At 29.8% G+C, this 15,327-nt stretch carries 16 protein-coding genes; all 16 read right to left on the bottom strand.

All coding sequences use genetic code 11. The features are described from left to right. Window positions 1-2: 2 nt before the first annotated feature. The 16 genes from MPAN_RS04265 to ychF all read right to left on the bottom strand — a co-directional run bounded on the left by MPAN_RS04265 (window position 3) and on the right by ychF (window position 15,294). Window positions 3-800, bottom strand: a complete 798-nt coding sequence (locus MPAN_RS04265; RefSeq protein ID WP_176239794.1) for a lysophospholipid acyltransferase family protein — start codon at window positions 798-800, stop codon at window positions 3-5. After that, window positions 797-1,270, bottom strand: coding sequence for a dihydrofolate reductase (locus MPAN_RS04260; protein WP_176239793.1), 474 nt, complete (start codon window positions 1,268-1,270; stop codon window positions 797-799). The genes MPAN_RS04265 and MPAN_RS04260 overlap by 4 nt, the downstream gene beginning before the upstream one ends. Beyond that, window positions 1,267-2,133, bottom strand: a complete 867-nt coding sequence (gene thyA / locus MPAN_RS04255; RefSeq protein WP_176239792.1) for a thymidylate synthase — start codon at window positions 2,131-2,133, stop codon at window positions 1,267-1,269. The genes MPAN_RS04260 and thyA overlap by 4 nt, the downstream gene beginning before the upstream one ends. A gap of 13 nt (window positions 2,134-2,146) precedes the next feature. After that, on the bottom strand, window positions 2,147-3,523 hold the full coding sequence (pepV, locus tag MPAN_RS04250; protein ID WP_176239791.1) for a dipeptidase PepV: 1,377 nt from the start codon (window positions 3,521-3,523) through the stop codon (window positions 2,147-2,149). Window positions 3,524-3,656: 133 nt separating this feature from the next. Next, a complete protein-coding gene (locus MPAN_RS04245; RefSeq protein WP_176239790.1) occupies window positions 3,657-4,016 on the bottom strand; it encodes a single-stranded DNA-binding protein in 360 nt (119 codons plus the stop codon). Window positions 4,017-4,178: 162 nt separating this feature from the next. Further along, window positions 4,179-5,450 carry an EF-P 5-aminopentanol modification-associated protein YfmH gene (yfmH, locus tag MPAN_RS04240; RefSeq protein WP_176239789.1) on the bottom strand — a complete coding sequence of 424 codons (1,272 nt, stop codon included), beginning with the start codon at window positions 5,448-5,450 and terminating at the stop codon, window positions 4,179-4,181. Next, window positions 5,447-6,652, bottom strand: coding sequence for a M16 family metallopeptidase (locus MPAN_RS04235; RefSeq protein WP_176239788.1), 1,206 nt, complete (start codon window positions 6,650-6,652; stop codon window positions 5,447-5,449). Before MPAN_RS04235 ends, yfmH begins: the two co-directional genes overlap by 4 nt. After that, entirely contained in the window at window positions 6,652-7,362 is a 711-nt protein-coding gene (gene deoD / locus MPAN_RS04230; protein WP_176239787.1) for a purine-nucleoside phosphorylase, read from the bottom strand. Before deoD ends, MPAN_RS04235 begins: the two co-directional genes overlap by 1 nt. Continuing rightward, window positions 7,340-8,014, bottom strand: coding sequence for a deoxyribose-phosphate aldolase (gene deoC / locus MPAN_RS04225; protein WP_176239786.1), 675 nt, complete (start codon window positions 8,012-8,014; stop codon window positions 7,340-7,342). Before deoC ends, deoD begins: the two co-directional genes overlap by 23 nt. Then, the gene (locus MPAN_RS04220) at window positions 7,992-8,675 is read right to left on the bottom strand and encodes a YczE/YyaS/YitT family protein (RefSeq protein ID WP_176239785.1); all 684 of its coding nucleotides are present in this window, start codon (window positions 8,673-8,675) and stop codon (window positions 7,992-7,994) included. The genes deoC and MPAN_RS04220 overlap by 23 nt, the downstream gene beginning before the upstream one ends. Before the next feature lie 10 nt (window positions 8,676-8,685). After that, window positions 8,686-9,543, bottom strand: coding sequence for a hypothetical protein (locus MPAN_RS04215; protein WP_176239784.1), 858 nt, complete (start codon window positions 9,541-9,543; stop codon window positions 8,686-8,688). 53 nt (window positions 9,544-9,596) lie between these two features. After that, complete coding sequence (surE, locus tag MPAN_RS04210) at window positions 9,597-10,334, bottom strand: 5'/3'-nucleotidase SurE (protein WP_176239783.1); 738 nt, start codon at window positions 10,332-10,334, stop codon at window positions 9,597-9,599. A 5-nt stretch (window positions 10,335-10,339) separates the two neighbouring features. Then, a complete protein-coding gene (gene ileS, locus MPAN_RS04205) occupies window positions 10,340-13,036 on the bottom strand; it encodes an isoleucine--tRNA ligase (protein WP_176239782.1) in 2,697 nt (898 codons plus the stop codon). A 223-nt stretch (window positions 13,037-13,259) separates the two neighbouring features. Next, a complete protein-coding gene (sepF, locus tag MPAN_RS04200) occupies window positions 13,260-13,598 on the bottom strand; it encodes a cell division protein SepF (protein WP_176239781.1) in 339 nt (112 codons plus the stop codon). An 8-nt stretch (window positions 13,599-13,606) separates the two neighbouring features. Continuing rightward, window positions 13,607-14,197: a YggS family pyridoxal phosphate-dependent enzyme gene (locus tag MPAN_RS04195; RefSeq protein WP_176239780.1), complete on the bottom strand. Its 591-nt coding sequence runs from the start codon at window positions 14,195-14,197 to the stop codon at window positions 13,607-13,609. Further along, window positions 14,194-15,294, bottom strand: a complete 1,101-nt coding sequence (gene ychF, locus MPAN_RS04190; RefSeq protein WP_176239867.1) for a redox-regulated ATPase YchF — start codon at window positions 15,292-15,294, stop codon at window positions 14,194-14,196. The genes MPAN_RS04195 and ychF overlap by 4 nt, the downstream gene beginning before the upstream one ends. Between the last annotated feature and the right edge of the window lie 33 nt (window positions 15,295-15,327).

Raw genomic sequence — 15,327 nt, 5'->3', positions numbered from 1 at the left:
ATTTAGTCGTTTTTTGTTAGTTCTTCATTGATGATATGAAATACTCTATCTGCTAAATCAGAGGTTTTCAATCCTTTAATGTCTTCATATTTAATCAGTTCATGAATAGTGACTTTAATTTTTGTTCTCTTAAATGGGACATTATGTTTAATCATAATAGATCCATCTATGCTTACTGGTAATAAATCAGCTTCAGCTTTCACACCTAAGCGATATGCTCCAGCACGCATGGCGACCATCTTTATATCATTTCTATCTTTAATACCACCTTCAGGAAAAATAACCATTGCCATACCTTGTTTGACTACTTTAATGGCTTCTACCATCGCTCTAGCAGTATTTCTATCGCTTGATCGATCTATAGGAAATGATCCTAATGATGCAAGCATTTCGTGCATAAAAGGAAATTTATATACCCCACTTTTTGGTGTATAGCTTGTAGGTCTATTGATAGCTTCCATGACAATGACAGGATCAGCATATGATTTATGATTCGCATATACGGTAAGTCTTCCAGATTTTGGAACATTTTCTCTACCAACTATTTCTAATCTTAGTCTAAAGACATAACGATTTAAAAAATATGCAACAGATCGATATGTATATATTTTGTATTTATTAAATAATTTTGTTTTCTTAAATATAGGTAATTGAACAATTACAAACAGTAAGGTAATCAAATACCCTAAGATAACACCAGCTATTAACCATAGTGGAATAAAATAGTAATTTGTATTGGTTATGATGTGGAGTAAATAAGTAAATGCTAGACTTGAGATGATGAATAATGCTGAAATCATATTTTACTCCTTTCATAAGTTGCAAATATTAATTGGTCTTCCATTTTTTTAGAGACCAATTTAAAATCGGACAAATTAAATTTAGGAAAATAAACGTTTCCCTCATGTGCTTTTAAGACATAAGTGATATAAAGTCGATCTGCATAAGGCAGCATTAATTGATAGATTGTTTTTCCACCAATAACACATATATCTTCTTTAGTATGTTTAATAAACTCAAATATATCTTTTACATGAATTGCGTCAGTATAAGTTACATCTAATATATTTGCTACATATACCTTTTTAAACGGTAATGGTTTAGTTTTATAATATGTCTTTAAGGATTTATAAGTTAAATCGCCCATAATGACACTTTGATCTTTCGTCATATTCTTAAAATATTGAAGGTCTTTTGGATAATGCCAAGGTAGAAGATTATCTTTACCAATTAGCCAATTTTCATCCATTGCCCATATCATTGAAATCATACAGCTACCTTGCCTTTAATTCTAGGATGTGGATTATAGTCCTTTAATGTAAAATCAGAAAATTTAAAATCAAATAATGATTTAACATCTTTGTTTATATCCATAATAGGTAATTTTCTAGTTTCTCTAGATAATTGTAATTGGATTTGCTCGAAATGGTTTACATAGATATGTGCATCACCAAGTGTGTGAACAAATTCTCCTAATTCTAAATTTGTAACTTGAGCAACCATCATAAGTAATAATGCATATGATGCAATATTAAAAGGAACTCCTAAGAAAATATCAGCGCTTCTTTGGTATAACTGTAAAGATAGTTTTCCATCTGCAACATAAAATTGGATAAGTGTATGACAGGGTGGCAAAGCCATATCCTTTATTTCACTTGGATTCCAAGCACTTAAAATCATGCGTCTAGAATTTGGATTGTTTTTGAGTTCATCAAGGATATATTGTATTTGATCAACTCCGTTAAAATTTCTCCACTGTGCACCATAAACTGGTCCTAAATCCCCATATTTAGCTGCAAAATCAGCATCATTTTTTATCATTTGGACATATTCATCCATCGTTTCATTATGATAATCTGCACTTTTTTTAAAAGCTTTAAATGGCCAATCGTTCCAAATTTTTACGTTATTTTCTACTAAATATTTGATATTTGTATCGCCTGAAATAAACCATAGTAATTCATGGATGATTGATTTCAAGTGAACTTTTTTTGTTGTTAAAAGTGGAAATCCTTCACTTAAATCAAATCGCATTTGATAACCAAAAACACTCTTAGTTCCTGTTTTTGTTCGATCCATTTTTAATGTACCATGTTCCATGACATGTTTGCATAAATCAAGATATGCTTTCATAAAAAAGCCTCCTTTACTTAGCTAATTCGTATAATGCTTCCGTATAAATCATAATTGCTGTGAAAAAATCATCTAAGTCAATAAATTCATTTTTTTGATGAATATATGTTGGTTTTTCTAAGAAATGTGGTCCAAAAGCAACACTATTAGGTAGTGCTCTTGCAAATGTGCCACCACCAATTGTGATTGGATCAGACATATCATTTGTATGTTTTCTATAAACTTTTAACAACTTTTGAACAAGTTCAGATTTCGGATCAACATAAAGTAGTTCTTGATGATTATCTACTGTTACAGTTGAGCCATAAGCTTTTACATTTTCTTTTAATGTTTCTACTACTTCTTCAAACTTAACACCATTAGGATATCTTAAATTCAAATTGAAACGATATTTTTTATCAATGGTAGACATAGCACCAAGATTTATAGTTAAATGTCCCATTTCCTCATCTTTATATGCTACACCAAGTTTTTGTCCATGAATATCATGAATTAATTTTTCTTTTGCTAAAGTTACAATTGGATGATTAATATTTACATCACTTAAGAATTCAAAAAGGCGGTCAATCGCATTTTCTCCAAATTCAGGAGTAGATCCATGTGCACTTTTTCCAAAAACTTTAATATAAACTAAATCATCTTTATCTTCTGCAACACCTAAATATTTATTTGCTTTTAAAAATTTATTAAATAAAGATTTATAATCTTCATTAGGTTTCAAGTAAGCTTCTGCATAATCTGGAACCATATTATCTCTAAATCCACCTTGAACAGAAACAATATCACTACCTTCAAGACTACCTTCAATAAATATTCTTGAGATACCTTTTTCAGCATATATTAAAGGAAAATCTGCATCTGGTATAAATCCAGAAACTGGAATTTCAGGATATAAACTAAAATAATGGCGAACACCTCTCCAAGCTGTTTCTTCATCAGTACCTAATATCAATTTGATTCTCTTTGATAAATCTACTTTTAATTCTTTTAATATTTTAAGTGCATAATAAACAGCAATTGTAGGTCCCTTATCATCTTCTGTTCCACGACCATACATTTTATTATCGTGAATTTCTGCACCATATGCTGCAAAAGTCCAATCATTACCTGCAGGAACAACATCTAAATGTCCAATAGTTCCAACAAATTCTTTTTGATTACCATATGAAATATGACCTGCATATCCATCAAGATTTACACAATCAAATCCATCTTTTTCACCTAATTTAATCATATAATCTAGAGCATCTTTAATCCCTTGGCCAAAAGGTGCACCAACACGATCAGGATCATATGTAGTCATTTCAGAATTAATTTTGATTAACCCCGTTAAATCCTTGATGATATCTTCTTTTCTTTTTAATACTTCAGCTTTAAAATTTAGATTCATAGTTATCAACTCCTCAATTCATTGTAGCACAAATAGAGTAATAAATTAAGTCAAATAAACAAAAATAGATGCTTTTTAGCATCCATTTATTGTTTTTCTAATCTTGATTTTAAACATTAATAAAAACTCTTAACTACGCTTTCTTTTCTTTTTCTAATGCGGCTTCTTGCTTATGGGTAGATGATAGGAAAGTAATTCTTTCTGCAATCACTTCAAGCATGTTTAATTTTTTCTCTTCATCCAGTTCATATTTGTAAGTTTGAAGTCTTGCTTTTACTGCAATCATCGTGCCTTTGAAGCAATATGATTCTATAGCAGTTGCGAGACCTTCCCAAACAGATATTTTAATAAAATCTGTGTCATATGTACCTTCCATATTCTTAAAGCCTCTTTGTACTGCAAGAATCACATCACTTACTTTTCTTCCATCAGCTAATATTTTAGTTTCTGGATCTTTTGTCAAACGACCAACAAGTATCAATTGATTAACCATATAATCTCCTTTTTGTTTTTAAGTATATGCTAAAGAAGATTTGAATCAAAACCACACATTTGATATTAACTATATCTCTTTTGATTAATTATCTTAAAATTTAGATTATATTTAAAAGATGAGCTTAACAATACACGTTATTTATAAAAAAAAGACTATGAATTAGTCTTTTTTTAAAATAAGTGTTGTTATTGATCTTTTTTGAATACGGTTTAATGCATTAAGCATATCTTCATAAGTAACATCATTCATCATATCAACAACTTCAAATAAAGATGTTTTTTGATGATAATACTTATTGTATAAATATGTTTTAGTCTCAATACTATTTAAAGCAAATATGAATTGACCTAAATAAACTTTTTTATATCTTACAAAATCCTCTTCATTTAAATCTTGAAATGCATCTTTGGTTAAGTAATTAATTAATATATTTTTTAACTTATTAATCTTTTTACTTTCAGCATAAATCATAATATGTTCAGCTTTTTTCTCAAAAGTAGTATTGACATAAAAACTTTGATTAATAATTTGTTGTTGTAAAAGTGATTCATACATTTTAGATGAAGATCCTAAAAGCATATTTAGACACATCGTCATACTCATTTCTCTTTTAACTAATGCTTGATCTGATCTTCCGATAGGATCTAATTTAATCCCAATCATTAACTTACTAAATGATACATCATCTGCTAAAACTTCAAGTTTTTTTACCAAAGTTTTTGATTCTTTAGGTACATGAATGATTGGTTTTATTTTTGTATTTATTTGTTTATCATAAGCTTTGAAAAATGCTTTAAGTTCTTTTAAATTGATTTTCCCTGAAATCGTAAGCAACCGCATGTTTGGCGCATAGAAATGCTTATAGACGTCTTCTAATAGCTCTGGTGTAACTTCTTGAATAGATTCGACTGTCCCACCAATATCATGCTTGATAAAATGATTGTGATACATGTTTTCCATTAATTTGTTTTGCATCATAGATACTGGATCATCTAAGTACATCTTTAATTCTTCTGCAATAATATCTTTTTCTTGATCTACATTTTCTTTTGTAAAATATGGTGTATCAAGCATATCTAAAAGATGCGATAGAGCCTCTAAGACATGATTAGTTGCGGAAAACAAATATGATGTTTGATGATAAGATGTCATCGCATTAGCATCAACACCTAAATTAGAAAATTTTGCAAACGCATCACCATCAGGATTGGCAAATATCTTATGTTCCATAAAATGTGCAGTTCCTGCAGGTGTTAAATATTTCTTTTGATCATAAGCATATGATAGATCAAGTGATCCATAAGGAATTGAAAGCTCAACATAAGTTGAGTAAACTGGTTCTTCTTTAGGTAATAAGTGAACTTGCATTCCGTTTTTAAGTTTTATAATATAGACATGTTCATTAAATCTTTCATAGTATTTGTGAATCATTTGTCACCTCCATAAAGCGCATAAGATGTGTCCAATACGATAGATTTAGAAATTTTAACAACATCTTCAAGTTTGACTTTTTCTAATCTATCTAATCTTTCTTCTGTAGATACATTTTCATTTAAGATTCTTTTTAAAAATGTACTTTTGGTTAAATAAGATTGGTGATCCATACTACTTTGTATTTGGTGTTTAATATAAGCTTTTGCATGATTAAGTTCATCAAGAGAAATCTCATGAACCTTAAAATCTTCTACTAATTTTTTAATTTCATTTAATGCATAATCCTTCTTATCTTTAGCGACTCCACTGGTTATAACTAAAATACCTTTATAATAATCGTAACCTGATGAAACATCATAACAAAGCGCTTGTTTCTCTCTAATCTCTTTAAAAAGTCTAGATTCTGGATAACCACCTAGTATAAGGTCAAAACATAAAGCTGCTTCATATAAGTCATCAAACCGATAAATATCAGTGATATATGCAAGTTTAATAATTGCTTGATTCATTTTTGTCATTTCTTCTTGATAAAGATTGACTCTAGGTTTTCTAAATGAAAGGTCAATATCAAATTGTTTATCTTTTTCTTGAATCAAACATTTAGTTTTAAAAAGATTTGAGTATTCTTTTATATGACCATTTAAATATATTTTTATATCTTGATTTAAAAATTGATTTTTATAATAATTGATAACATCTTCAAGTTTTACTTTTTTAATATCTTCAAGTCTACCTGGAAGTGGATAACCATATAAATCATTACCAAATAGTAATTTAGTAAATTCATAATTTGCATACACACGTTTATTATCTTTAATGCTATCAAATTGTTCGATAAGTAATCTTTTTTCTTCTAAGAAAATATCTTCATTAAAAAAAGTTCTGTCAACAAACATTTCATTGATTAATTCAATGATTTGATCAAGTAATAAATCATCTTTTACGATTAAAGGATTGACGCATGTGAAAACAACGCCTACTATATTTAAGTTTGCGTGTCTTTCAACTCTTGCGTATAAGTTAGCACCATATAGTTCTTCTAGCTTTTTATGCATCAGTGCTTTTGTTGGATATGTTGATGTATGTGAAATCAGTAATTTAGATAATAAAAAACGATACACGCGTGTATCAAGATCGTCATTATCTGTAAAGTATAACGCGAATTGTATCGTTTTAAATCCATTGTTAATATCTGTCATTAGAGAGAATTTAATGCAACTTCCATCATTTTTGTAAATGCTTCTTGACGTTCTTGAGCTGTTGTTTTCTCATGAGTAACCAATGAATCAGATACTGTTAGAAGACATGCTGCTTTTTTATTTAATGCTTTTGCATTAGCAAATAATGCAAATGATTCCATTTCTACAGCTTCTGCACCATAGGTTTTATATATATCTTTAAATTGATCAGCTTTTAGTCTATAAAAAACATCTGATGAATGAATTAATACGGGTCTAATTGTAATATCTAGTTTATCAGCAGCTTTTAATAATCTATTATTTAAAGATTTGCTTGAAGATAAGATTTTTCTATTAGATACACCCATTGTTTTTGCATATGATGATTCTGAATAAGCTTTTTCAACTAATAAAACATCATATAATTTAAGATCAGGACTATAAGCTCCAGCTGAACCAATACGAATAATTTTTTCAACATCATAAAAGCTGTATAATTCATAGCTATATATACCAATACTTGGCATACCCATACCTGAGCCCATAACTGTAACCTTTTTCTTACCATAATAGCCTGTATATCCAAACATATTTCTAACATTGTTTATTTTTTCAACTTTTGTTAAAAATGTATCTGCGATAAATTTAGCTCTTAGAGGATCTCCTGGCATTAAAACTGTTTTTGCGATTAAATCTTTATTTTCTAGTTCAATATGTGGTGTTGGTATCATCTTTTGTTCTCCTTTTATTTACAATATCTACTCCATTTGATGTTCCAATTCTAGAAGCACCTGCTTCTATCATCTTGATTGCATCTTCATATGTTCTGACTCCGCCACTTGCTTTAACAAGAGCATCATCTCCAACTGTTTTTTTCATTAATTCAACATGTTTTATAGTTGCTCCACCAGTTCCAAAACCAGTTGAAGTTTTAACAAATGTTGCTTTAGCTTCTACTGCTAATTCACAAGCTTTAACAATTTCATCTTCTGTTAAATAACATGTTTCAATAATAACTTTAACGCATCTACCATCAGCACTTTCAACAACACCTTTGATTTCTGTTAAAGTTGTATGATAATCTTTTGATTTTAAGGCATGAACATTGATAACCATATCAATTTCATCTGCACCATCATTAACAGCTTCTAATGTTTCATAGGCTTTAACTAGATGATGGTGTGTACCATGAGGAAACCCTATAACAGTACAAACTAGAACATCAGTGTTTTTTAATTTATGAGCTGCATGTTTAACCCATATTGGATTCACACATACACTTTTAAAATCATAAGTCTTAGCCTCTTCAATCAATTGATCCATTTGTGCTTGAGAAACATTTGCACCTAATTTTGTGTGATCAATATACTTGTTTAGATTCATTTTTTAACTCTCCTTTAAAATATTTTTTCTTTAACATATTTGAAAACAATAAAACAAGTGGTCCAATTGAAAATGTCATGACAATCGTAAATAAATTCACTTGTTCAAATAAACTTTGTGTTAATAACCCCAAACTAATTGCAAGAATGAAAAAACTGCCTTCAACTATAATTTTTGCGATAGCTAAATTGTTTATTTTTTCATGAATAACAAGCATTAATCTTTCATATGGTGAAGGAGGTAAGCCTGTTAGAATTGTGACTGCAACACCAAATGAACAAAGTAGCATACCTGATACTGCAAGGAATATCCTGAAAATCATCAAACTTAGTATTTGATCAGGAATATATCCTAATAAAAACATCCACATATCTACAAATATACCTACAACAAATAAAAATATTGCGCTTATGATCATGTTTTTGTTTTTATTAAAAATAAATGCCAATAATGTTACGGCCAATCCAGTAAATATAATAATTGTACCCAATGTAAGAGAGGGTATATAATTTATGACAATCTTATGTAAAAAATAATTAAACGCATCAATTGGAGATGCTCCTAATTTTGAAGTCAGTATGTTTGAAATGCCAAGAGCTATCACGATAAACCCAAGTGTATGTAAAAGTGTATGTAAAATTATTTTCTTTATATATTTCATGTCTACCTCGTTAAATGTCTAATAAATGGGTGAGTACTTCTTTTTCAAATGTGTGCTCAACTAAATCAAATTTAGTTTTTTTCATCAATTTATGCACTTTTTTTAAATTCTTTTTTGGAACTACTTTTGTTCCTTTAATAAATCCAGGAACATCTTGTGTTAATTTATCTAGTGTTTCTAAAACTTGTGATGCTAAAAAAACTTTAATCTGTTCTTTAGATCGATAAAATATATAATCTATTTCTGGAGGAAATACTGTTAACGTATGTTCCTTAAATTCAATACCAATGACTAATTTTTTCTCTTCAGTTTTCAAAAAATGATATGAAGGTACATAAGTATCTAGTTCTTGATAATACTTTTGCAAATCATATAGTTCATCTAAATATCTATAAATTGCATTTAATTTTTCATTTCTCAAGATAAAATAGTTACTTAATATCACAGGATTTTTATCAATATATGCTTGTTTTAGCATGTGATAAACCTTTTGAACAACTTCCATTTTAAAAGGAAGAACGTCTTCAAACATTTCATTATAAATATGAAAATTAAAACGATCACATATTTTCTTAACCAAATCAAATAATTCATTTGCTATATAATTAGGCGTGAGTAAATTCATCTCTAGATGAAAATTTAAATCTAGAAATTTAGGACTCAATCTATATATATCTGGCACTTGGGATTTTGGAGTAATGACAAATTTAGCTTTTTGGCCTAATCTTGGATGTGTATATAAAAATCTTACACTAGAATTATCCATTTCAACACTAAATCCTTTTATATCTTCAAAGAATGCAATAAGAACTTCTAAATCAATTTTTCTGCTTTTTTCTTTGAAAAAATGTACGTGAAACTCTGCCATATCTACACCTACCTTTTCGATTTCAGTTTATCATAAAGACAACTATTTAACAATCATTTGTCCTCGTTCATAATTTCTTTAATACGTTTATAATCTGTACGATCTACCATTAAAGGTGTAATAGATACATAACCCTCATCAAAAGCAGTTACATCGCTTTCCGGTTTTTCCTGATAATTGATAATACTTCCTTTAATATGAAATATATCAGCTTTCTCTGACTTTACATATTCTGCATGTTGTAATCTTAGGCCTTGAGATGTAATTCTTACACCTTTTGGTCTAGCAAAAGTCTCTTTTGGAAAGTTGATATTTAAAATACCATCACTTTTATATATTTCTGATTCTAAAAGTTCGTCAAAAAGTTTGATAGTTTCATCATACAAATATTCTAATCTTGTATTTGGAGCGGAAATAGCAATTGCATCAATGCCTAATATTTTAGCTTCAAGTGCAGCTGCAACAGTCCCAGAATACATTATATCTTTAGCAATATTAACGCCATAATTTATACCTGAAACAACTAAATCAAAGTCTACATCAAAGACTTTAACGCCTAATCTTACAGCATCTGCTGGTGTACCATCTACCACTAATGTAGCTCTAGATCCATTTAAAGGCTCCGTAACAAAAGTCTCAATTCTACTTTGAATAGTTATTGCATGAGATTTAGCACTTTGATGAGATTTTGGAGCTGATACATAAACATTTCCAAAAGGAGCTAATGCTCTAACTAAGATGCCTAGTCCTTCTGCTTGATATCCGTCATCATTTACAACTAATATGTTCATATGATTCACCCATTAACAATTTCATCACAACGATCACATAATCCATTTTCATGAACATGGTCGACAACATTCCAGCAACGATCACATGTGTGACCATTTGCTAGAGAAACAGCTATTTCAAGTTTTTCGCCTACTTTTAAATTTACTTTAGAGACAATGAATACTTGATGTGTTTTAAAATCTAATAAGTCAATGGCTGCTTTTTGATCTTTGGTAACTGTTAAATCTAGTGTTGCTTGTAAAGATTTACCAATAATCTTCTTTTCTCTTGCTTCTTCTAATCTCTTTAATGCAAGATTTCTTACTTGCTCTAAGACATCAAATGCAACAAGCAAGTTTTGATCTTTTAATTCTCTAACTTCTGGTAAGTGTTCAAGATATATATTTTCTAAGTGTTTACCAGGTAAAAATTGATAAGCTTCATAAGTTGTATGAGGCATGATTGGTGTTAATAATTTAAGCATACCTAAAAGTATTTCATAAAGTGTTGATTGTACACTTCTTCGAATTAATCCATCTGCTTTTTCAATGTATAAGATATCTTTAGTATAATCAAGATAAAACGCACTTAATTCATTAGTCATAAATGAGACAATAGATCTATATACTTTATCAAACTGATAATGATCATATGCATCTATGACTTGATTAACAAGTTGTTGATACTTTAATGTCATGACTTTATTTAATTGACCACGAAGTTCATAATCAATATAGTCTTTCTCTGGATCAAAATCTCCGATATTACCCAATACAAATTTAACTGTATTTCTTATTTTTCTATAACTTTCAGCAACTTGGACCATCATATCTTGAGATATTCTAACATCTGATTGATAATCAACAGATGCAACCCATAATCTTAAGATATCAGCACCTTGTTGTTTCATAAGTTTATTAGGATCTACTGTATTTCCTAATGATTTACTCATTTTTCTACCCTTAGCATCAAGTACAAAACCATGAGAAACAACTTGTTTGTATGGTGCGCGACCATATGCTGCAACTCCAGTAGTAAGTGATGAATTAAACCATCCTCTATATTGGTCAGAGCCTTCTAAATATAAATCAGCAGGATAAGGAAGATCTAGAGTCTCTAATAGTGTATGAGATGTTCCTGAATCAAACCAAACATCCATAATATCAGTTTCTTTTCTAAATAAGTTATTAGGACTACCTTTATGTGTAAAGCCTTTAGGAAGCAAATTTTTAGCTTCTTTTTCAAACCAAACATTTGAACCGTGTTCATGAAACTCACCTGCGATATGATCTAGAACATCTTTATCTAAGATTGGTTCATCATTTTCAGCATAAAAGATTGGAATTGGTACACCCCAAGCTCTTTGGCGAGAAATACACCAGTCTTCTCTATTTGTAATCATATTAGATATTCTTAATTCACCCCAAAGAGGTAACCATTCAGCTTTTTTAACTTCATCTAAAAGTTCATTTTTAATTTTATCTATACTTGCAAACCATTGTGGAGTTGCTCTAAAGATAACTGGTTTTCTTGTTCTCCAGTCATGTGGATATGAATGTGTAAATCTAGAAGATTTTAAAAGTGCCCCTAAATCATCAAGCATTTTAACAACTTCTTCATTTGCAGCTTCATAATACATACCTTCAAATGGTCCTGATTCTTTAGTCATGATACCTCTATCATCAACAGGACATAAGATTTCTAGATTATACTGTTTCCCAATTCTATAATCATCTTCACCATGTCCAGGTGCTGTATGTACTAATCCAGTACCATCAGTATCAGTTACGTGATCTCCAACAATGATTGGTGATACTCTATCATAAATTGGATGTTTATATGTTTTTAATTCTAAATCTTGACCTTTATATGTTTTTAAAACTTTAACATCTTCAAATCCAAGTTCTTTTGAAACTTCATCTAAAAGTGTTTCAGTTACGATATATTTATGCCCTTTAGTTTCAAATAAAACATAGTTAAATCTTGGATGAACAGAAATCGCTAGATTTGCTGGTATCGTCCAAGGTGTTGTTGTCCATATGATATAAGATGCATCTTTTAGATCAGGATCATCAGATGCTGATTTAAATGCAACATATATAGATATTGATACTTTATCATGATATTCAATTTCAGCTTCAGCCAATGCTGATTCACTAGATGGTGACCAGTAAACAGGCTTTAATCCTTTATAGATTAATCCTTTTTCTACCATTTTAGCAAATACGCCTACTTGTCTAGCTTCATATTCTTTTGTTAGTGTGATATATGGGTTATCCCAATCACCTAAAATACCAAGTCTCTTAAATTGCTCTTTTTGTTTTGCTACTTGTTCAAGCGCATATTGATAACAAATTTTACGATAATCAACTAAAGACATTTCTTTACGATTAACACCTTTTTTAGTAACAGCTGTTTCAATAGGCAAACCATGTGTATCCCACCCTGGTATGTAGGGTACATATTTACCTTTCATTGTTTGATAACGCAAAACAAAGTCCTTTAAGACTTTATTTAAGGCATGTCCAATGTGGATATCCCCATTTGCGTAAGGTGGCCCATCATGCAATATGAATGAAGGGTTATTTTTATTTTGTTCTAAGACCTTTTTATAAAGATTGCTATCTTCCCATGCTTTTTGAAATTCAATTTCTCGTACACCTAAATTTCCACGCATTGGAAAATCTGTTTTCGGCATACATAATGTTGCTTTATAATCCATTTTAATTCACTCCTTATATATAAATAAAATCGTCCTTATCTCTAAGGACGAAATAAAATTCCGCGGTACCACCTTAGTTCTAGATAAGATTATCTAGCACTTCGTTTATGATTGCTTGCTCAAAAATGATATATGATATGTGTTTGTTACTAGGCTTGCACCACCCCTAATTCGCTTAAAACCTTAACATATAATATGTGTTTTTATCAACGCAAGTATATAATTATTCTACGATATCTTTAATAAACTCATCCATTGAGCCATCAAGGTAAACATCTTTATTAGCAAACATAAAGACTTTTTCTTGAATCAATACGATTTCACCTTTAACAGCATATACAATGCCTGAGAAAAAAGCGATAACTTTATTTGCTTGATCAATATCAAGCGGTTCAAAATTTAAAATCAAAGGATGCCCATCAATCATCTGATCAGCTAAATTTGTAAGATATGTATCTTGGTCAGATTCTAACTTTTCAAAAATAATTTGATCATATGTTGACTCTTTAGATTCAAATTTCAATTGTTTTTGATTCTTCTGTTTTTTACTAAAAAGTCCCATAATGCCTCCTAGTTTAATAACTCATAAAATTTTCTACCAATTCTAACATGTGTCGCATGATGCTTAATTGCAAGTTCATAGTCATGGGTCATACCCATGGACAATAATGGTAGATGATATTCTTTAGATAAATCATATAATTGTTTAAAAACCTCTTCAGTTTTTATCATATCTTCATCCATACCTATGGTCATTAGACCGACTAACTCTATTTTATCATATTTTTTAATTTCTAAAAGAAATTGGGGCAATTTATCGACATAAACACCACTTTTTTGCACTTCTTCTGTTAAGTTCATTTGTATAAAGCACTTTATTTTATGTTTTGCATGTTTCTGGATTGCTTTAGCAACAGACAATCTATCAAGTGTGTGCAGATAATCTATCTCATTAATAATCAAAGATACCTTATTAGATTGAAGATGACCAATGAAATGCCAATTGATATCCAAATCTTTTAATTGTTCCATTTTTTCAACCATCAATTGGACCCTGTTTTCACCAAAATCATGGTATCCTTTTTGATAAATCGTTCTGATTTCATCACAACTAAAATATTTAGATGCGCAAACGATAACACCATTATAATCTTTAATCATACGTTGAATCTAAAAAGCATGATATCTCCATCTTTGACGACATACTCTTTACCCTCCAAGCGAACTTTACCCGCTTCTTTAGCTTTTTGAGGAGTTTTATATATTAGTAAATCTGAATAAGAAAGTGTTTCTGCTTTAATAAATCCTCTTTCAAAGTCACTATGAATAATCCCTGCACATGCTGGAGCTTTCATACCATTTTTAAAAGTCCAAGCTCTTACTTCTGGTTCACCAGCTGTAAAGTAAGTTTTTAATCCTAGAAGTTCATAACTCTTATCGATGACTTCATTTAATCCTGATTTTTCCAGTCCATAACCTTCTAAAAATTCGATTTGTTCTTCAGGATTTAAAGATGCGATTTCCATTTCTACTTGGGCAGAAATTAAAACAACATCAGTATTTTCTTGAGTCGCAAATTTTAAAATATTTTGATAATGTTTATTTGATGAAGGATCAGCTAAATCCTCTTCAGCAACATTTGCGATATAAATCATAGGTTTTAGTGATAAAAGATTAAAACTTTTAATAATCTTTAACTCTTCTTCAGGAAACTCTAAAGTTCTTGGACTTATATTTTGATCAAGTGTTTCTTTAATTTTAGTTAATATTTCATGCTCTAAAATTGCATCTTTTAGTTTAGCTTTTGCTTTTTTATCTAATCTAGATATTCTTTTATCAACAACTTCTAAATCAGCTAAATTGAGTTCTAGTTTTATAGTTTCTATATCTCTAATAGGATCAATATTACCTTCAACATGCGTAATATTTTCATCTTCAAAACAACGAACAACTTGACAAATAGCGTCAACTTCTCTGATGTGACTTAAAAATTGGTTCCCTAAACCTTCACCTTTTGAAGCGCCTTTTACAAGTCCTGCTATATCAATAAACTCATATGCTGTAGGAACTACTTTTTTAGGTTTATATATAGATTCTAAAACATCTAATCTTTCATCTTGGACATAAACTACACCCACATTAGGATCAATGGTTGCAAACGGATAGTTTGCAGCAAGTGCTTCTGCTTTTGTTATGGCATTAAATAATGTTGATTTGCCTACATTTGGTAGACCAACGATACCAGCTTTTAACATGATATTTCCTCTTTTCAGTAAAAAAGGCTTTACGCC

This window comes from Mariniplasma anaerobium, from assembly GCF_016865445.1.
Taxonomy (GTDB): domain Bacteria; phylum Bacillota_I; class Bacilli_A; order Acholeplasmatales; family Acholeplasmataceae; genus Mariniplasma; species Mariniplasma anaerobium.
This window is presented reverse-complemented; position numbering and strand designations above follow the sequence as displayed.